The organism is Sphingobium lactosutens DS20, assembly GCF_000445105.1.
GTDB classification, from domain to species: domain Bacteria; phylum Pseudomonadota; class Alphaproteobacteria; order Sphingomonadales; family Sphingomonadaceae; genus Sphingobium; species Sphingobium lactosutens.
Genome location: NZ_ATDP01000098.1, coordinates 1 through 19,222 on the forward strand (window position 1 = coordinate 1; position 19,222 = coordinate 19,222).

Below are 19,222 nucleotides of genomic sequence, written 5' to 3' on the forward strand. Positions count from 1 at the left end.
GCCAGCATTTCGATGCAGGTGCGGCAATATGCCGGTCAGCCCGGCGAACCGATCGGCGAGCATGTCGATGTGCCCTTTACCGATGCCGCGCATGAAAGCGAGCCTGGCCTTCGCACGTTGCGCGTGGAGCCAGCCCTGTCGCGCGCGACGCTGGAAGCGATGCCGACCGGGCTCAATGCGCCCGAAGTCGGGGAAGCGGACCGGCATTTCCACGAAATCAAGCTGACCTATGCGGACGGGGCGCAAGACACGCTCTGGACCGGCGCCTTCTTCCTTGAGCCCGGAGTGGACGACACATGAATTTGCAGACGCCTATCAGGGACCGCGCGCGCGGTCTGCGCGGTCCTGGCCTGACCAGCGAGCAGGAAGCGCAGGTGGAAGAAGCGATCGCGGCCGGCGAGGCCATTCCCAATATTCGGCCGACGTCGGGCGAGCAGCTGCCGTTCACTTCCGCGCTCAATGGCGCGAACGGTGGGGCCGTGGCGATCGTCGAAGGCGGGCGGGTCGTCGGTTTCACCATCCCCGCAGGGCAGACGGGCGCGGGCTCCTTCACGCTGCCGCGCACCTTCTTCACTAAGGAAGAGGCGCAGCGCCTGAAGGGTTGCACCATCCGCTTTCCCGTCGTGATGGAAGCCAGTGTCGGCTTCCGGGCGGCGACGCCATTTGGCGGCAACGCCGTGCGGGCCGATCGCGACACTGGCTTTATCGACCTGAACGAAGGATCGGCGCTGGCGGCGGAGCAAGCCGAGGGCAGCACGGTCCTGACCCGCGATTATCTCTATGTGATGCAGGGCGACGAAATTTGGGTCGGGCCGACGCTGCAGATCGCGCCCAATGCGCCGACCAGCGCCGTGCGCTATTTCAAGGTGACGTCCTGCGTTTATGAAGTCGTCGCCACGCCGGCGTCTACCGCCACCACGGGTGCGGATGCGGTACTGGACAATCGCTTCGCGGCGACGGCGCCCAAGGTCGATGTGTTCCGGTCGATCGAGCCCGCGCTGAAGATGAATGGCGGCGCGCAGGTCCTGCTGGACGCGGCGGGCCGCGACATGGGCGCGACCGTGGAGATCGGCGCCACGGGCGCGGGCACCATCCTCCAATGGAAACTACCACTGACCGGCGCATTGCGCGAAGCAATGCAGGGCGGGCAGCCCGAACTGGAGCTGGTGTTCGAGACGAGTCCGGGATGGGACCGGGCCCATGCCATCAACATGCAGGCCGGCAAGTTCGACCTGACCTGGGTCGATTTCTTGACCGCCAACCGGCGCGATTATCAAACGATCGACCTGGCGACCGGTCAACGCACCAAGCGGGTGATGGGCTTTTCCTTCCTGGCGCCCGACGACCTGTCGGAATTTTCGGACCTGCGCGCCTATATCGCCCTTACTGACGCGACGCCGGCGACGGTTGCTGAGCGTATCCGCCTGACCGGCTATTCGATCAAGATGTTCCGAACGCGCGGCAATGGCGAATTGCCGGTGCCGCGCACGCTGATGCTGGCCGGCGAGGTGTCGCGCGCATCGGCCGTCGAACAGGCGCTGGCCACCGTCTATGGCACGGGCAAGCGGGTCGGGGCGCAGCTGCCCGTGTCGGACTATGGCAGCATTGCAGAAGCGCTGAAGGCGGCGACCGCGCTGGCGGGGCCCGGCGCGATCGCGATGGTCGAACTGGACGAAGGGACCTATTTCGAACACAGCTTGGGCAAGATCACCAACGGCACCGATGGGGTGCTGCCCGGCCAGGATGGCGCGTTCATCGGCCTTCGCGGCAAGGGCATGGGGCGCACGCGGATCGACGGGTCGCTGCCCGCCAACACGCCGATCGACGAGATCCGCGCGACCAGCACGATCGACTTTAACGCGAACCAGTATCTGGAAGGCGTGACCCTGATCGCCGAGGGCGAGCGCTATGGCGGCCATGTCGACAATGCCAATTACAAGAAAAATACCTGCCTGATCTGGCGACATGTCGAGGTGGAGCATCGCGGCAATGACGCGGCCGACGCCTATCATGGCACGACGGTCTGGCCATCGCAGCACCCGATCGCGATCGGCACCACGTCAGGGTCCTTCTACGGCTATTACGAATGCCGGCTGAAGGGTCGTCGTGCCGCCTTTTCCGCGCATGACCAGCGCAATTTCGAGCAGCCGTCGACGGTCGAATGGGTCGGCGGCCCCCTGACGGCCGTCGATACGACAGGCTGGAGCTATCGCCTCGAATCGATCGGGTCGATGGTCATGAACCGCGCGCTGCTGGCGCATGCGTCGCTGGGCGGGGAAATCAGCATGGCGGCGCAGCCATGGCTGCCCGATGAACCGGAAAATCAGCCGGCGGATCATCGCTGCTGGGAACTGACGGGCTATGGAAACAGCCCCGCCGCGTTCCGGATCCAAGATTTCGGCCGTGCGCTGCGGATCACGTCAGCGACGACCGGCCCGGGATCGAAGGTGGCCGTTTCCAACGCCGCAACGCCGATCCTGTTCGGCAAGACCGGAACGGAGGGCGTCACCCAGGTCGATGGCGATGTCGGCCTTTCGGGCTACGCCTATGGCTATATCGACATTTCCGACGCCAGCACCAAGGCGGACATCACCGCATTGAAGGCGAAGCTGGGCAACCGCACCGCTTCGCCGATCACGCTGACGGTGCATGTCGATGCGCTGGCGCCGATCGATATCGTCCTCAACAAAAATTATCTGGCGATGACCAATGCCGAAATCATCGCCGACATGAACGCGGCGCTGGGCGGCGTCGCCATCGTCTCTGAATATGCGGTTGGCGAACGCTATCGCCCCTTCTTTAGCGACGAAGAGCGGCAGCTGAAGAACAGCAGCGGCACGACGATCCTGATGGGCATGGCGCTGGCCGTCGACAGCGATGGCGCGGGCACGGTGCGGCCGATGACCGCGACCGACCTGCCCACCGCGTTCGCCGGCGTTGCTTGGGAGGATATTCGCCCCGGCGCGCATGGCCGGGTCAAAACGGATGGGTGGTTGCCCACGGCCGACCTGCTGCGTTCGGATGGCGGCAGCCCGAACCTTGGTACCACATTCGCGATCGACCCTGCCAAGCCTGGCTATGTCCTGTCCAACAACGTCAGTGGGTCGGGCATCCTGCCGGTCGTTCGTGGTTCGCTGGGCGCGGGACTGTGGACGGTCGCGGTTCGCACGCAGATTGATGGGCAGGATGTCGTCGATCAGGCGGCCGATCTGGTACAGGCAGCCTATGACACGATCGGCGCGCTGGGCGATCCCGACAATATTGAGGCGATTGGGCGGATACCAAGTGAAGGCGCGAATGTTATCCCCATCGACGGCAACGGCCTTTCACTCTCTCCCAGTGCCATTCTCACAGGTGCGCAGGCGGTCCTGCCGATCCATTTCAGATCGAGCAATATCTACCGCACCAAGCGGGCGCTGATTGCCGCGCATATTGCTGGTGATTCGCTGATTGATGACGGCCCGCGGCTGACATCTGCGATATTCGATGCGCTCAGGAAGGGGCGCGACTTAATCGTCACCGAGCCTATCTGGTGCAACACTGGCGCTGTTGTTACCGCCGAGGGCACGTTGTTAAAAATCATCGGCATGGGCGAGGGCAGCATTATCGGCGGTCCTGGTGTTGTAGGTCCTATCGTCAAAGCGTCAAACATTGCGGATGTCGGAGAGACCTTCGCCCGCTCAATCGACGCCATCGTTAACAATATCAAGTTTGACGCTCGCTTCGTACCAGGTGGCAACCTTACCAGCGCAGATTGCCTCAATCTAAATGGTTTCCGCCTCACGCATATCGACCAGTGCGATTTATACGCGGCGGACCATTTTTATGGCAGCACCAAGGGGGATGCTGGTGTCGGCATTCGCGGCGCCCGCGTGGTTGTGTCGCGCTCCAACTTTTACGGTTTCCTTGACGCCGGCTGTTACCTGACCGCCAATCCGGATGGGACGCTCGACAACACCAGCGCGCTCTTCCTTGGCAATAACTATTATGGCTGTCGCGGTGGCTGGGCTGCAAAACGGGCTTTCGAATATATCCGGTCGGTCGGCGAGTATTTCGATAACTGCTTCAACAGCTTCTCTACCGCGCCGGCGTCATCCTCCAACCCGGTGACCGGCTTCACCAACGCGGCGCGCAAAGTCTCGGTCAAGGGCGCGCAGATCGACAATCCGATTTCGTCGGCCATCGACCTCCGCCGCGCTTATGATAGCCATGTCGATGCGGTCATATCCGGGACGATTGGCCGCTACCCTGACGGCACGTCGCCAGCAGAGGTCAATATCGTCAAGCTGCTGGGCACAAGCCGCTCGCGGATAGATTTCGTAATCGACAACGAAGATCCGAGCATCGTTGCAACGACGACCGCCGTGCGGATCGAGCGGACGGTCAACGAAGACACTGGCCAGGATGAAGGCGCTACGGATAATGTCATCTTTGGCACCGTCAGGCGGGTGAATACCGGCCTAATCGAAGGCGAACTATGTGATCGCAACGAAATCAGCCTCAAGATGATCGAAGTGCCCAATCAAGGGACCACCACCGGGGCGCTCACACGCTATAATTTCAGCCGTGATGGCGTGCCCTACGACCGCGCCCGATATCGCCGTGCGCAACGCAAACTGTTCGACTATTATCATGCGACCGCCAATGACAGCGGATGGACAGGCGAAGATAGCTGGCTGGGCGGACAGATTTACGAAACTGACGACGCCAGCGGACCGACGGGCGAGCGCGTGCGTATTGGTGCGCGGGCGACCGGGACAAATGGCTCCGCAGTCGCAGCATCCATCCAAGTGGACGGCGCGGTCATTCTCGACGCGCGTTCAGATCAGGTGAAGTGCCAGAAGGCGCTTGTTATCCCAGTGCTCGCATCGGCTGATGTTCCTACTCCTGCCGCCAATTCTTTCGCTTTGTTTTTCGAAGGCGGTGTCCTGAAGTCGAAAAACAGCAGCGGCACCGTGGCAAATGTTTGACCCTCGCTGCCCTCCAAAAACGAACACACAACAGGGAGCATCTGCGATGCCTGAAATTGGAAGCCGCCCATGGTGATCGCAATCCTCGGCGCGGCGGGTAGCGCCATCGCCAACATGATCGAGCGGAGCCCGCCTACAGCGACGCCGCCGAGTTTCGACAATGGCGCGTCGCTGTATCTCTTCAACCTGTTCCTGATGACGGCAACGACTTTCCTGGGCGCGATGCTGGTCGGCAAGCAGGGCGGCCGCATCTGGACCCAGCGATTCTGGGATCATCCGTTGCATCCCGTCACCCTCTACCGCGCCGTCACCTTCTGCGCGGGCGTGGGCATCACGCTGCGTTGTGGGGCGGAGGCCATGTTCCTGTGGGGCTGGAACCCCGCGGACGTGGTCACCTCCGCGCGGGTGTCCATGGCGAAACGCTGGATCGACCCTATCGCCATCGGCTTTGGCCTGATGTGGATGACGATCGTCATCCTCGGCGAACCTGGGATCGAGCATCAGCTGCGCAAGGCCCCTCTGCCCGTCGATATGTGGTCGCGCTGGCCCGTCCTGGTCCGTGCGGGCGCTGTCATCCTTCTAAGCTTCGTGGCCGCGCTGGCTGCCGTATGTCTGCGGTGAGACTGGGCGCGGCGCTGGGGGCAGCCGCAATGACCTCTGTAGCATCTCGCGAGCCGGTGATCTGGTGGATCTTCGGCGAGCCATTTCACGCTGGCCCCACCATCGTCTGCATCTGCGCCGTCATCATCACCCGCGTCATCATCGGCCTCCAGGCCAAGGGGCGCGCGCAGGTGGCGCTGGATATCTCCATCACGCTTCTCTCGCTGCTGGTCGCGATTCTGTGGGTGCAGGATCAGCAGCTTGAATTGCTGGCTGCCGGCATCACCGGCATCGGCGTCGGCAGCCTGGGCGCGGGCATCATTGGCATCGCCAAGGGCGCGGTTGGCGGCCGGGTGCGCGCCGCGATCGATGCCTTCTTCGGCATGAAGTCCTGACGCCGAAGAACTCCTTCAACATTGCGAGGAACTTATGACCATCATTTCTGATGACGCTTTCGTGCGCCTGTATCAGGCGCGCTATGGACTTGAACAGGACGGCATCGCCGGGACTGTGACGATCGGCCATCTGGGCGTCAAAGCGCCCGGTCGCCTGCCCGTCGATGACGATGCCTTCGTACGTCTGTTCCAGGGTAAGCATGGCCTGAAGATCGACGGCTGGGCGGGTCGCGATACGATCGCGATGCTGGACAGCCTCAAGCCGCCCGTAATCGATCCCATCGACGCGGCCGGCATCCCGGACAGTTACTGGCCGATGCTCTCCCGGATCGAGAGCAGCGACAAGCCCTATGCGCAGGCGCCGACGTCCAGCGCATCAGGCCTATATCAGTTCATTCGGTCGACCTGGATCGGTGAGGGCGGCACATGGGGGCCGACCCTGCGACCGGCATTTGGCGGCCTCAAGCCATCGCCTGCGGAGCAGCTGATGCGCGCGCGGACCTTCACTGCAAAGAATGCCGCCTATCTGCGGTCGCGTGGCGTGCCGATCAATCGGGCGACGCTCTATGCCGCGCATTTCCTGGGCGCGGTCACGGCCGGATCGATCCTGGCGGCGGGCAAGGAAGAGCGCGCGGACCTGATCGCCGGGAAGGCAGCGACAGAGGCCAATCCGTCGATCCTGCAAGACAAGACGGTCGGGGATTTCATTGGCTGGCTGAAAGCGAAAACGGGCGAGGTGGCGAAGTGAACGCGCTTTCGTCGACGCTGCGCGGCTCGGCCGATGGCGGCATTTTGTTCATGTGCCCCGGCTGCAAAGCCGTCCACGGCATCAAGGTGGGCGAAGGCGCTGGGCCGCGCTGGGGCTATAACGGCAATCCGGACGCGCCGACATTCACCCCGTCGATTCTGGTAACCACGGGTCGCGCCGTGGACCCGAACTTCAAGCCCGAGCCTGGCGATCCGCCGGAGGTATGCCACTCCTTCGTCACCGATGGGCGTATCCTGTTTCTGGCCGATAGTAGCCATGCGCTCGCGGGTCAGACGGTTCCGCTGCCGCCATTCAGCTGGGGCGAGGAATGAAGGCCGCGCGCTGGCTGGCGCCGCTATTTCTGCTCACCGCATGCCAATCCATGCCGGCGGTCAATTGTGAGAATGCCGACCGGGTGCGCGCGGCGGCGGCTCTGGCGCTGCGCGCGCTCGATCGGGTTTGCCCGATACAGCAGGCCGAAGCGTTGAGCGATATTCACTAGCAAGGTGATGCCGGTCAAGGCGGCAAGGGCCATGATAATCCTGTCGCGCCATGCCGAACGGGGCGGATCAGGATCGCGATCGGACCATTCGTTGAGCATGCGGCGAACCTGTCATCGAGGGAGGAAATCCGCAAGCCGGCTTGCCCAGGTTTCTGGGTCTTCCTCTAGCCGCCCTTGTGCCTTGGGCCGTGTTTAGCCAATACTCATCGCCCTCGCATTCCCGCGCTATCAGCGAACGCGCGTGATCGTTATGCTTATTGAAATGCCAGAAACGATTCGGAGAATGGCGTGCTCGATCTCAAACATGGCCGCGCGATGGAATTATGTCCCAGCCTCGACTTAGGCTGCCACGACAATCTCAAGCCGCCGCCAGTACATCCTAGGATGAAAATAAAGGTCGAAGGGCAATGTGATTTTCTGGTTGGCAGAGATGCGATTGCTTATTCCGACATTGAGAGTGCCGGCAGCGATAACCTCATAATACTTAGCGATAATTCAAAACTTCTCGGTTCGAAAATTCGGATCAAGGGCAATGGGTGTCGAGTCCTGATCGGGCCTAATGTGCAGCTGAAAGCGGCGCGGATTGTGCTTGCGAAAGACAATTGCCTCGTCGCGATCGGTGGCGGCACCACCTGGGAGAGTGGAGCCTTCATCTGTGATCGCGGCAGAGCCATAGTCGCCGGGAATGATTGCATGTTTTCGAGCAATATTGTGGTTCGCACAAGTGATGGTCATGGCATATGGGACAAGAAAACCGGGCGAAGGCTTAACCTTCCCGCGGACGTGTCCATCGGTCATCACGTCTGGCTGGGTAATGGCGCAAGGGTCAATAAGGGGGCCACGATAGGTTCCGGCTCGATTATTGGGCAATGCGCCATAGCGTCTGGTCGGCTTGATGATAACTGCATCTATGCCGGCATCCCCGCGAAAAAGGTGCGTGAGTCAGTGCATTGGACACGCGATGCCGACCTGGATGAACTGCCATTGGAGTGGCGAGACGAAATCAATGATCCGGATTCAGATGTGTCGCCTTTGGAAACAGATATCCGCTCTGGCGTTATCGGCGATATCGTTGTTGCCGCGCGGAGGCGTGTCGGTGGCATGTTTCAACGCTAAACACCCGGGTTGCGAACGGCATGAAGGTTTGGATCGTTCTTCTGTTAGCGTTGTTCGCCTCGCCTGCGCAGGCCGAACAACCCGCTAAATATGATATCGTGCTGATGATCGGTCAGTCCAATATGACTGGGCAAGGCAAAATAGAGCCACAGGATTTGGAGCCGATCAAAGGTGCATACAAGCTGAATAGTCATTTTGCCTGGGCGCCGGCAAAGGACCCCATAAACCATGATGGCCCTCGCGCAATTGGTGTCGGCCCAGGCCGTGCTTTTGCCAAGGAACTTCTTCGCGCACGCCCGTCGGCCCGCATCGGGCTGGTAAACGCTGCTGTGGGTGGTACGACTTTGGAGCAATGGGCACCCGGTGGAAGGATTTACAACAGGGCGTTGTTATTTCTGCGGAAGGCAAAGAGATCGGGAAAACTGGTCGCCATTCTTTGGCACCAGGGAGAATCGGACGCTGGCAACGCCCGACGTGCGAATGCGTATGCCGAGAAATGGGTGGCGATGATGAGGCAGCTTCGCAGGGATGCGAGGGCCGGAAATGTGCCGATTATCGCAGGTGAGGTCGGCACATTTCTCCGCAAGCCTTATGCTCGAACGATAAACGCTCAGATCAACAGCTTGCCAAATCGAATGAGTAACGTGGCAGTGGTATCATCCGCCGGATTGAAACAAAAAGACGCGCTCCATTTCGATGCAGCCAGTGAGCGAGAATTGGGGCGGCGGTACGCTCAGGCCTTCTTGGGCTTAGTGCCGTCATGGTCGGAGAGACCTGGCAAATAATGTGCTGTTGGACCTTACCTGACTTACGTCTGGAAAACCGGCCGCTATCGCGATCGTGCCATTCATTAAGTTAGGGGCGAACCTGTCACCGAGGCAGATAATCCGCAAGTCTGTCCGCCCACGTTTCCGCGCCTTCCTCCCGCAACGCCTGCGCCAGCTCCCATATCTCCATCGGGTGGACGTAAACTCCCGCGTCGATCTGCTTCATCAGCGCGTTCATTTCAGCGGTCAGCGGGTGATGATCGGGCAGGACGGGCATGCAGCCTGTTCGCGCAATGTTCTCGATTCGGTCAAGCGGCGTGACCGGTGCCTTCCAATATTTTCGCGTTTGTTTGCAGGGCGCGTGCCGGTTGCATGGGTGTGCGCTTGGGTTCTCCGGCGTTTCGGGTTGATCGACTAAATTTCCTGTTGACGGTGGTGATGCAATGTCGTAAATCTACGACATAGAGACGGCGTTGGGCCGCTCGAAAATGGCAAGGAGGCCATCATGATCTACTCGGTTTTCGCCAACATCGATCAGCAGGACACTTCGCTGGTCTCGCGCCATCGAACGCTCAAGGCTGCAGGGAAGGCCTATCAGGCCGCACATACCGGCAACCTCCGCCGCGTGATTGACAGCAACGGCCGGGATGTCACGAGCGCGGCGACTGATGCCGCCAACGGCTACTGATGAGCCGTCTGCTCACAGAAACCGGCGAGGCCCTTTATGGGCCTCAATGGCAATCGCCCCTTTCCCGCGATCTAGGCTGCAACGTGCGGACGATCCAGCGCTGGGCGGCAGGGGTAAATGATCCGCCGGATGGCATTTGGATTGACCTGCATCGCCTTACACAGGAACGGGCAATGATGCTGGATGCGCTGTCGGATCGCCTCAAGATTGAGGGAGCGCCGGGCATCAGAGGGCCAGAAGACTGACTGCATCAACCCCGCTTGCCGGTTGACCTGCGCTTGGGCATATGTTCTTGATATGTTCGACAGTGCATTTTCCTTGCCGGTGGTCGGCGCCGACGGATCGAGCGCGCGCGCTGCTCAGCGCCGCGCCGCTATCAGCCTTATGCATCCTGGCGATACCATCATCCTACGCCGAGAATCAGGTGCGCGAGGCGGCCGGCCGATGGTGGGGGTCTATTCAGAGAACGGCGATGAACTGGGCTATATCTTTCCTGACCGGTCGCAAGAGGTCGCTGGGCTGGTGGCAGTCGCCCGCGCGATCTTTCGAAGCGCCGATACTTATGGATGCGTTGTGCACATCACTGTGGATGGATCAACGCCCGTCCTCCCTGCCCCGTCCCGCAAGTCTGAACCACGCGCCCAGGTTCCAGCCGCGCCGCCTCGCGACGACTTCGGCAGCATCTTCCCGATCCTGCCTCGCAGCCATGCATATGCCGTCGGCGACATAAAATCCGACGTCAAAAAGTTTGAAAGTTTCAGGCCATCATATTGATATTTATCGGGGTGGTTTTGCGATTGGAAACCCGACCAGCCGCGAAAAACAGCCAATTTTGGTAAAGGTTTGGTAAGCCATGCGGTCTAGGGAATAGTGCGCATGTCGGGGCAATATTTCCAGTGGGCGCTTATGATCGCTCTTTGCGCGCTGCTGGTCGCTGCGGCGATCACCGACATGCGCGCGCGCATCATTTCCAATCGCCTGAACCTGGCCGTCGCCTTGCTTGCGCCACTCTGGTGGCTGGCATGCGGGCTGGACGTCTGGCCGGGCATGGCGACCCAGCTGTTGCTTGGCCTCATCGTCTTCGCACTGTTCGCCGCCTTGTTCGCGCTCGGCATGATGGGCGGGGGCGACGTCAAGCTGCTCGGTGCCCTGGCGCTATGGTTTCCCTGGCAGGCGCTGCTGGCGCTGGTGATGCTGATGGCGGTACTGGGCGGTGCGGTGACGCTTGTCGTCCTGATCCACCACCGGATCGCCAAAAAGCCGGGACAACCCGAGATTCCTTACGGTGTCGCCATATCGCTCGCAGGATTGTGGGTAATTGGCGAACGATATCTTAACCAATTTGCGTGATGAGTGGGGCAATGGGGGCATGGCACCCGCTCGAGGGAGGCGTTTTTCGTCATGGATGCTAAGAAGATCGTGCTGCTTGTTGGCGCGCTGATCATAGCCGTTACAACAGCGCTGCTCGCGCGCAACATGCTGAGTTCGTCGAGCACGCCATCTGTTAATGCTGCGAATATGCCGGTCGAGGCCGATCAGCCGCATGTGCTGGTGGCCGTCAAGGCGTTGCCGGTGGGGACCATCCTCGATGCGGAAAGCTTCCGCTTCCAGCCCTGGCCCAAGGATCTGGTCGAGCAGGCCTATTATCTGCGTGGCCAAGCCGATCCGACCAAGCTGGCGGGGAGCGTCGTACGCACCGCCATCACGGCCGGTCAGCCCTTGACGCAAGGCGCACTGGTGAAGCCCGGCGATCGCGGTTTCCTGGCGGCAGCACTGGCGCCGGGCATGCGCGCGGTCACGGTGCCGGTGTCGGCCCAGACTTCGGTTGCCGGCTTCGTCTTTCCGGGCGACCGCATCGACCTGGTCCTGACGCAAAGCGTTGCGGGCGGCGGCGATGGCGAACCGCTCAAAGTGTCGGAAACCATCCTGCGCAACCTGCGCGTGCTGGCGACCGATCAGCGGATGGATGCGCTTGGCCCCGACGGAAAACCCGTTGTCCAGACCTATTCCAACGTCACGCTGGAAGTCACGCCCAAGATCGCCGAGAAAATCGCGGTGGCGCAGACGGTCGGTTCACTGTCGATGTCGCTGCGGTCCATGGCGGACACGCCATCAGACTTGGACGCCGCCATCGCCGGCGCTGACGTCGACCTGCCCGAGGGCGCGAGCCCGGCTGCTGAAAAGGCCATCCTCGCCAAGCTCGCGGCGCGGCCGGTCGATCGGGGCAGCACCTATTCTACGGGCGCCGACGTATCACGCTATCAGCGGAGCTCCGTGCCCGCCAAGGCCGAGGCACCCGTGCCGCCCGCCATGGCCGCCAATGGCGCGCCGGTCGGCACCGTCGCCTTCAAGGGGCCGACGATCCGAGTGGCGCGTGGCACCACAGTGACCGAAGTTCCGGTCGGGGGGAAGTAAGATGAAGCCTATGCACAAGCTTGCCGGTCCCGCGATCGCGATCGGCCTGGCGGTCGCCTGCGCCGCGGCACCCACCAGCGCGCTGAATGCCGCGACCTCCAGCATGCAGGACAACGCGATCCTGCTGTCCGTGGGCGGCAGCCGCGTCATCAACTTGCCGGCCAAGATGTCGGACGTTGTGATCGCCGACCCCGAAGTGGTCGACGTCCATGTCCGCTCGCAGAACCAGCTGTATCTGATCGCCAAGAAGGCGGGTGAAACCACGGTCTTCGCTACTGCTCCCAACGGCAAGGTGCTCTTTTCCGGCACCGTCCGGGTCGGCAACAACATCACCAGCATCGACGATATGCTGCGCATCGCCATGCCTGGCGCGAATATCGCCGTGAACACGATGAACGGCATGGTGCTGCTCACCGGCACGATCCAGGCGCCCGAGGATGCGGCCGAGGTCGAAAGGCTGACCCAGGCCTTTGTCGGCAAGGATGTGACGGTCGTCAGCCGCCTGCGCATGGCGACGCCCCTGCAGGTCATGCTCCAGGTCAAGATCGCCGAAGTCGCCAAGGATGTCGGCCATAAGATCGGCACCAATTTCGCGAGCATAGATCGAAGCGGCGGTAAGGTCTTGGGCAATGTCGGCGGCGGCCTGCGCGACTTCGCGCAATTCGACGCTGACAACAACACTTGGGAATTCACAAACCCGACCGATGGCGGCTACAGCCTGGGCGGGGTGGCTCGCATCCTTGGTATGGACATTGCCGGCGCGCTGGACCTTGCCGAATCGAGCGGGCTTGCTTCCACATTGGCGCAGCCCAACCTGACCGCATTGTCGGGCGAAACCGCCAGCTTCCTGGCGGGCGGCGAATATCCCTACACCGTGTCCAACGGGCTTCAGGGCAACAGCATCGAATTCAAGCAATATGGCGTGCAGCTGGCCTTCACGCCAACGGTGCTGGCCGACGGCCGCATTTCACTGCGCGTCCGCCCAACTGTGTCCAGCCTCGACTTTTCGATCAACGCCAATGTGCCCGCGCTCAAGAGCCGCACCGCCGAAACGACGGTCGAGCTGGGCTCGGGGCAGGCCTTCATGATCGCGGGCCTGCTGAACAACGAAGCGTCGAACAACGTCAACAAGGTTCCGGGCCTTGGCAACCTGCCGATCCTGGGCAGCCTGTTCAAGTCGCGCCAGTTCCAGCGTAATGAAACCGAGCTGGTCATCGTCGTCACCCCCTATCTGGTGAAGCCGATGAATGCGTCGGACGTGCGCCTGCCGACCGACGGCTATCGCAACGCCGACCTTGGCGAAGGCCTGTTCCTGCAACGCAGCCATAGCGGCACCAGCGGCGCGCGCCGCCCGATGCCCAGCCGCGCGCCCGGCGCTCCGATGCCGACACCCGGCCCGGAAGCATCGGCCGCATCGCCGCCGGTCGTCGCCAGCAAGGATGGCGATGCCGCTCCCGGCTTCAGTTTCTGACGGAAGGACCAAGGAAATGACCTCTCTGTCCCTCAAGACCCTGGGCGCCTTGGCCGTGCTGGCGCTGCCGTTGGCGGCCTGCACGTCCGACAGCCCCAATCGCGGCGTCGAATCGGTCCATCAACCGGTGGTAAGCCACGCCGCATACACATTCGATGTGATGGCGGGGTCCGGCGACACTCTGCCCCCGGCCGAAGCCGCGCGCCTCAACGACTGGTTCGTGTCGATCGGCCTTGGCTATGGCGATCAGGTCGCCATTGTGAACGACGGCTATCATGGCCCGGCGCTGCGCGAAGGCATCGCCAATGTCGTGGCGCGCCACGGCCTGCTGGTCGGCGAGGACAGCTCGGCCGTCGCTGGTGCAGCGCCACAGGGGAGCATCCGCCTGATCGTGCGCCGCGCCACCGCCAGCGTGCCGGGCTGCCCCGACTGGAGCGCCAAGCAGGAAAGCGAAATGACGCTAGGCACCTCGTCCAACTTCGGCTGCGGCGTGAACAGCAATCTGGCCGCCATGGTCGCCAACCCGGAAGATCTGGTGCGCGGCCAGTCGAGCGACAGCGATCTGCGGACAGCGACGTCCAACCGCGCCATTTCCACCTATCGCGAAAAGGCGCCCACGGGCGCGGGTGATCTCAAGCAGCTTCAGGCGGGAGGCCAGCAATAACATGAACGCACCCTGGAAACCGGGCGGCGCCCTGCGCGATCCGTTTCATGCCTTTGTCTGCGACGATCACAGCTTCGACGTGCTGCGCGCCGTCGCCGCCGAAATGGGCTGGGCGCCTGAAAAGGTGAACAAGGGCGGCATGCGCAATGCCGTCCAGACATTGTCCATCACAGCCTCGCCGCAAATCCTGTTCGTCGACATGTCAGAGAGCGGCGATCCGCTCAATGACATCAACAGCCTTGCCGAAGTGTGCGAGCCCGGCACTGTGGTGATCGCGGCCGGTCAGGTAAACGACGTCCGCCTCTATCGCGATCTCGTCGCCAGCGGCATTCAGGATTATCTGTTGAAACCTTTTGGCGCTGACCAGCTGCGCGATGCGCTGGCGCAGGCACAGGCCGTCTTCATGGCGCCCCGTGACACGGGCCCGGAACGGCCGCACTGCACCATGGCGGTCATCGGCACGCGCGGCGGCGTCGGCGCGTCCAGCATCGCCACCTCGCTCGCCTGGATGCTGTCGGACAAGAAGAAGCGGGCGACCGCCCTTTTGGACCTGGACGTGCATTTCGGCACCAACGCGCTGGCGCTGGACCTGGAACCGGGTCGCGGCCTGACCGACGCGATCGAAAATCCGAGCCGCATCGACGGCCTGTTCATTGAACGCGCGATGGTCCGCGCCAGCGACACGCTGGCGATCCTGTCCGCCGAGGCGCCGATCAGCCAGCCGATGCTGACCGATGGCGGCGCTTTCTACCAATTGCTGGAGGAATTCCACACCGCGTTCGAATGCAGCGTCATCGACCTGCCGCGCGGCATGCTTATTCAGCATCCGCACCTGATGGGCGATGTGAACACCGCGCTGATCGTGACCGAACTGACGCTGGCGGCCGCGCGCGACACCATTCGCATCCTGTCCTGGCTCAAGACCAATGCGCCCCAGGCGCGCGCGGTCGTCGTCGCCAACAAGGTGCAGACCGGATCGCCGGAAATCAGCCGCAAGGATTTCGAGCAGTCGATCGAGCGCAAGGTCGATATCCTGATCCCGTTCGATCTGCGCGTCGCGTCGCAGGCGGCAAAGCTGGGCAAGACGCTGGCCGAAGTCGCCAAGGGCAGCAAGGTGGGCGCGGCCTGCACTGCATTGCTCAACGAAGCGCTGGGTTCCGAAGACAAGGACGGCGATGCGCGTCCGTCAGGCAAGGGCGAATCCCTGCTGAACAAGATCGACCTCAAGGGCATGTTGGCCGCGCGCCGCAAGGACAAGGTCGCGAGCGAAGACTGAAGAATGCGCGCCGCCCTTAGCAGCGCGGTGACGAAGTCGGTTTTCAGCCGGGTCTGTCAGCGCCTTCAGGGGTAAAAACGATGAGGAGCATGGCCCTTTCTCCGTCGAACTCGGCGACGAGGGCGATGACGAGCGCAACATCGGTCTGAACTACGAACAAGAATGCCTTGGATGCGCCCCTGGCGCCCCTCGGAGTGCCGCAACCGAACAGGGCGCGCATGAGAATGCCAAGATTGAACCCGGCGACGTGGATCAAATAACGCTTGTGAACATTCTCGCGCCCGCGCAGCCACGCGCGGCGCATGCCGCCGCGATCCAGGACGTGGGCAAAGCTACGCTCGACCATCTCACCACGCTTGCGCATCGCCTTGCGTCCGACGGCGGATTTCAGGCGAGACCGATTGGCGTAGACGGCCTTCTGGGCAGCCTCGTCGCCGTGCCAGCGCAGATATCCATTCGGCGGTGCCGGCTCGGCGATGCGCGTCTTCCAGATGTCGCCGTCGAGACCCTTGAGGAGCTCGCGCGAATGATAGCCTTTATCGGTCACAAGATCGCAGGGATCCCCGGACGTCGGCGCCAGGCCAATGTCGGCGAGGTTGCGTGCTGCCGTCTCCAGCGTGGCGTCGAGCGTTGTCGTGTCGCCCTTGTCGGCCGGGTGGATCGGCGCTGCCACGATAACACCCGTGTCGAGATCGACCGCGTGTTCGGGCTTGTAGGCCAGACGCGTCGAGCCGTTCTTCATCCGCGCGACCTTCGCGTCGGGATCGGTCTTGCTCGCCCAGTCCGCATTCGACAGCTTCTTGCCCTTGCGTTTGCGATCGAGCCGGACAAGGTCGTCGATCGTCGGCGTGTCGATGCCGCTCTCTTGCGCCATGCGCACCAGCATCTCGCGGTAGGTCTCGCCATTGTCACGCCGCACGATGGTACGCAGCGCGGCGTTCGCCTCCATGGTCGAGCCATCGACGCCGATCCGCTCGCCTTTCACCAGATCGTGCCCGGCGACGAGGGCCAGTACCCAGCCGAAGATCTGGTCATGTACCTCGTGCGGCAGGCGGCTCCGCGTCTTCGACAACCAGCTATGATCAGGGACCTTGTCGCGGCTCGACAGTCGCAGGAACTCCCGCAGCGACAGCGAATCCGAACAGCGCCAGACAATCCCGCGTTCGCTGTCGATGCCCTCGAAATAGCCGATCAGCAGCATGCGGAAATAGCGGCCCGGCGGCAGCGACGGGGCTCCCATCCGCGGCGCATAATAGGGCTTGCACGTCTTCTCGACAAAGCCATCGAAGCCCGCCTCGGCCAGCAGCTTCTGGAGCTTGTCGTAGAAAACATGCCCCGGTGAACGCGGTATCTCCGCCCACGTCACGATCAAATCGGACTGGACCTCGCTATCACGCCCCATCGCCATCGCCGCTAACCCGCCAGACAATCCCACTGCCGCACTGAATCAGCCACCGCCGACTTCGTCAACGGCCTGTTAGCCAAGGGCGGCCGATAGCGGACGGGGCGAATGCATGGACGGCAATGTCATCTTGATCGCGGTGCTGCTGGCAGCGATGCTGGGGATGGTGGCGATGGCCTTTGCCGGTCCGTCGCCCGAAAAGGCGCGCAAGCGCCGCGTCGCGACGATCCGCGGCCGCTATGGTGAATCGGCCGAAGCATTGCTGGAGGCGCGCATGCGCCGGGCGATTTCCAATCGTCCCACCGGTGCCGAAGCCAAGATGCTGGTGTCCCTGGTTCCCAACCCGGACAATCTGGCCAAGCGCATCAAGATGACCGGCAAGAAGTGGACGCTCAGCCAGTATATGACGGCGTGCGCGATCATCTTCCTGCTGATTACCGCCCTGCTGGCACTGCGCGGATTTCCGTTTTTCTTCGCCCTGCTGGTCGGCGCGGCGGCTGGCTTGGGCCTGCCGCACCGGTGGGTCGGACGGCTGATCACCAAGCGAGTCAGCCAATTCAATGCGAAATTTCCCGATGCACTGGAATTGCTGACGCGCGGTCTGCGGTCGGGCCTGCCCATCGCCGAGACGCTGGGCGTGGTGTCGAATGAAATTCCCGGCCCGGTGGGCGAGGAATTCAAGCTTATCACCGAACGCATCAAGATCGGCCGGACGATGGAGCAGGCGCTTCAGGAAACCGCCGATCGGCTGGGCACGGCGGAATTCCAGTTTTTCGTCATCACCTTGTCGATCCAGCGCGAAACGGGCGGCAACCTGGCCGAAACTTTGTCGAACCTTGCCACCGTGCTGCGCCAGCGGTCGCAGATGAAGCTCAAGATCCGCGCCATGTCATCGGAGTCCAAGGCGTCGGCCTATATTATCGGTGTGCTGCCATTCCTGGTGTTCGGCATGATCTGCTACATCAACTTTGAATATATGAAGCCCTTTTTCACGCCCGATCCGGCGGGGATTTTCGGGCTGAGCACGATGCAGGTCATTGGCATCGGCGGCATGTGCTGGATGGGCATCGGCGCATTCATCATGGCCCAGATGATCAATTTCGAAATTTGATGGCGAGGCATTAGGATATGGAAGCCCCGACCCCCGCCGGCACATTGTTCGGCATGACCGCCACCGATTTCGGAACGCTGCTGGCTGGCCTGGCGACGCTCGCGGTACTGTTCGCGCTCTATGCCGTGATGACGGTGCGCGATCCCATGGCCAAGCGGGTCAAGGCGCTGAACGAACGGCGCGAACAGCTGAAGGCCGGCATCACCGCCTCGACCGCCAAGCGCCGCGCCAAGCTGGTCAAGACCAACCAGACGACGGACCATATGCGGTCCTTCCTCTCCAGCCTCAAGGTGCTGCAGGACGACCAGCTCAAGGATGTGCAGGTGCGCCTCGCGCAGGCCGGCATCCGCTCGAAGGATCTGGCTGTTGCGGTGATTTTCGGCCGGATGATCCTGCCGATCGTGATTGGCGGCATGGCCGCGATCCTGCTCTATGGCGTTGGCATCCTGCCCGAATGGGGCCCGATGAAGCGCTTCTTTGCCTTCGCGGTCGCGCTTCTCCTGTCTTACAAGGCGCCGGACCTGTTCATCGACAACAAGGTTCAGAAACGGTCGGCCGCCATCCGCAAGGGGCTGCCTGATGCGCTCGACCTGCTGGTCATCTGCGCCGAAGCGGGCTTGACCGTGGACGCAGCCTTCGCCCGCGTCGCCCGCGAATTGGGCAAGGCATACCCCGAGCTGGGTGACGAGTTCCACCTGACGGCGATTGAGCTCAGTTTCCTGACCGAACGGCGCATGGCGTTCGAAAACCTCGCGTCGCGCGTGAAGCTGGACGCGGTGAAGGGCGTCGTCACGACGATGATCCAGACGGAAAAATACGGGACGCCGCTCGCGTCCGCGCTGCGCGTGCTGTCGGCCGAATTCCGCCATGAACGCATGATGCGCGCGGAGGAAAAGGCCGCGCGCCTGCCGGCCATCATGACCGTCCCGCTGATTCTCTTCATTCTGCCGACCCTGTTCGTCGTCATCCTGGGCCCGGCCGCCTGCTCGATCAGCGCCGCCTTTTAAGGCGCGCCGGTCGTGGCCGGGTTGCCGTAGCGTCAGGCCGCGCCGTCGCCGGCTCACGGATAAAGCGCTGGCGCGTCGCGATTTCCTCCT

The 19,222-nt window shown here is 62.4% G+C and carries 21 protein-coding genes; 19 read left to right on the forward strand and 2 right to left on the reverse strand.

All coding sequences use genetic code 11. From position 1 onward, the window contains the following. From RLDS_RS56325 to RLDS_RS45030, 9 genes are all read left to right on the forward strand, one after another. A partial coding sequence (locus RLDS_RS56325; protein WP_040603842.1) for a hypothetical protein occupies positions 1-300 on the forward strand: 300 nt, incomplete at its 5' end. Beyond that, positions 297-4,970: a hypothetical protein gene (locus RLDS_RS45000; protein WP_021227008.1), complete on the forward strand. Its 4,674-nt coding sequence runs from the start codon at positions 297-299 to the stop codon at positions 4,968-4,970. The genes RLDS_RS56325 and RLDS_RS45000, both read left to right, overlap by 4 nt. 69 nt (positions 4,971-5,039) lie before the next feature. Further along, positions 5,040-5,591 (forward strand): hypothetical protein, encoded by a 552-nt coding sequence (locus RLDS_RS45005; RefSeq protein WP_021227009.1) that lies wholly within the window; start codon positions 5,040-5,042, stop codon positions 5,589-5,591. Further along, positions 5,579-5,965, forward strand: a complete 387-nt coding sequence (locus tag RLDS_RS45010) for a hypothetical protein (RefSeq protein WP_236616875.1) — start codon at positions 5,579-5,581, stop codon at positions 5,963-5,965. The genes RLDS_RS45005 and RLDS_RS45010 overlap by 13 nt, the downstream gene beginning before the upstream one ends. A gap of 34 nt (positions 5,966-5,999) precedes the next feature. Further along, positions 6,000-6,713 (forward strand): peptidoglycan-binding protein, encoded by a 714-nt coding sequence (locus RLDS_RS45015; RefSeq protein WP_021227011.1) that lies wholly within the window; start codon positions 6,000-6,002, stop codon positions 6,711-6,713. Continuing rightward, a complete protein-coding gene (locus RLDS_RS45020; protein ID WP_021227012.1) occupies positions 6,710-7,045 on the forward strand; it encodes a DUF6527 family protein in 336 nt (111 codons plus the stop codon). Before RLDS_RS45015 ends, RLDS_RS45020 begins: the two co-directional genes overlap by 4 nt. Next, positions 7,042-7,215: a hypothetical protein gene (locus tag RLDS_RS56330; RefSeq protein WP_161626741.1), complete on the forward strand. Its 174-nt coding sequence runs from the start codon at positions 7,042-7,044 to the stop codon at positions 7,213-7,215. Before RLDS_RS45020 ends, RLDS_RS56330 begins: the two co-directional genes overlap by 4 nt. A 288-nt stretch (positions 7,216-7,503) precedes the next feature. Continuing rightward, on the forward strand, positions 7,504-8,331 hold the full coding sequence (locus RLDS_RS0128495) for an acyltransferase (protein ID WP_084514886.1): 828 nt from the start codon (positions 7,504-7,506) through the stop codon (positions 8,329-8,331). 20 nt (positions 8,332-8,351) lie between these two features. After that, positions 8,352-9,116, forward strand: a complete 765-nt coding sequence (locus RLDS_RS45030; RefSeq protein WP_021227015.1) for a sialate O-acetylesterase — start codon at positions 8,352-8,354, stop codon at positions 9,114-9,116. Between the two features lie 85 nt (positions 9,117-9,201). Here RLDS_RS45030 and RLDS_RS56335 read toward each other — a convergent pair whose 3' ends face one another. Then, complete coding sequence (locus RLDS_RS56335) at positions 9,202-9,375, reverse strand: hypothetical protein (protein ID WP_021227016.1); 174 nt, start codon at positions 9,373-9,375, stop codon at positions 9,202-9,204. A 228-nt stretch (positions 9,376-9,603) separates the two neighbouring features. Here RLDS_RS56335 and RLDS_RS45035 point away from each other — a divergent pair, with 228 nt between their 5' ends. From RLDS_RS45035 to RLDS_RS45065, 8 genes are all read left to right on the forward strand, one after another. Next, the gene (locus RLDS_RS45035; protein ID WP_021227017.1) at positions 9,604-9,786 is read left to right on the forward strand and encodes a hypothetical protein; all 183 of its coding nucleotides are present in this window, start codon (positions 9,604-9,606) and stop codon (positions 9,784-9,786) included. Further along, positions 9,786-10,031 (forward strand): hypothetical protein, encoded by a 246-nt coding sequence (locus RLDS_RS45040; protein ID WP_021227018.1) that lies wholly within the window; start codon positions 9,786-9,788, stop codon positions 10,029-10,031. Before RLDS_RS45035 ends, RLDS_RS45040 begins: the two co-directional genes overlap by 1 nt. A gap of 199 nt (positions 10,032-10,230) precedes the next feature. Beyond that, positions 10,231-10,560 carry a hypothetical protein gene (locus tag RLDS_RS54625; protein WP_152528076.1) on the forward strand — a complete coding sequence of 110 codons (330 nt, stop codon included), beginning with the start codon at positions 10,231-10,233 and terminating at the stop codon, positions 10,558-10,560. A 102-nt stretch (positions 10,561-10,662) separates the two neighbouring features. Continuing rightward, the gene (locus RLDS_RS45045; RefSeq protein ID WP_021227020.1) at positions 10,663-11,136 is read left to right on the forward strand and encodes an A24 family peptidase; all 474 of its coding nucleotides are present in this window, start codon (positions 10,663-10,665) and stop codon (positions 11,134-11,136) included. A gap of 51 nt (positions 11,137-11,187) precedes the next feature. Further along, entirely contained in the window at positions 11,188-12,201 is a 1,014-nt protein-coding gene (gene cpaB / locus RLDS_RS45050; RefSeq protein WP_021227021.1) for a Flp pilus assembly protein CpaB, read from the forward strand. A gap of 10 nt (positions 12,202-12,211) precedes the next feature. Continuing rightward, on the forward strand, positions 12,212-13,672 hold the full coding sequence (locus tag RLDS_RS45055) for a type II and III secretion system protein family protein (RefSeq protein WP_021227022.1): 1,461 nt from the start codon (positions 12,212-12,214) through the stop codon (positions 13,670-13,672). A gap of 16 nt (positions 13,673-13,688) precedes the next feature. After that, the gene (locus RLDS_RS45060; RefSeq protein ID WP_021227023.1) at positions 13,689-14,336 is read left to right on the forward strand and encodes a CpaD family pilus assembly protein; all 648 of its coding nucleotides are present in this window, start codon (positions 13,689-13,691) and stop codon (positions 14,334-14,336) included. A gap of 1 nt (position 14,337) precedes the next feature. Then, complete coding sequence (locus tag RLDS_RS45065) at positions 14,338-15,612, forward strand: Flp pilus assembly protein ATPase CpaE (RefSeq protein ID WP_021227024.1); 1,275 nt, start codon at positions 14,338-14,340, stop codon at positions 15,610-15,612. A gap of 43 nt (positions 15,613-15,655) precedes the next feature. Here RLDS_RS45065 and RLDS_RS45070 read toward each other — a convergent pair whose 3' ends face one another. After that, entirely contained in the window at positions 15,656-17,020 is a 1,365-nt protein-coding gene (locus RLDS_RS45070; protein WP_013039168.1) for a transposase, read from the reverse strand. A 106-nt stretch (positions 17,021-17,126) separates the two neighbouring features. Here RLDS_RS45070 and RLDS_RS45075 point away from each other — a divergent pair, with 106 nt between their 5' ends. Then, a complete protein-coding gene (locus tag RLDS_RS45075; RefSeq protein ID WP_021227025.1) occupies positions 17,127-18,125 on the forward strand; it encodes a type II secretion system F family protein in 999 nt (332 codons plus the stop codon). Between the two features lie 17 nt (positions 18,126-18,142). Continuing rightward, positions 18,143-19,132, forward strand: coding sequence for a type II secretion system F family protein (locus RLDS_RS45080; RefSeq protein WP_021227026.1), 990 nt, complete (start codon positions 18,143-18,145; stop codon positions 19,130-19,132). Positions 19,133-19,222 lie beyond the last annotated feature (90 nt).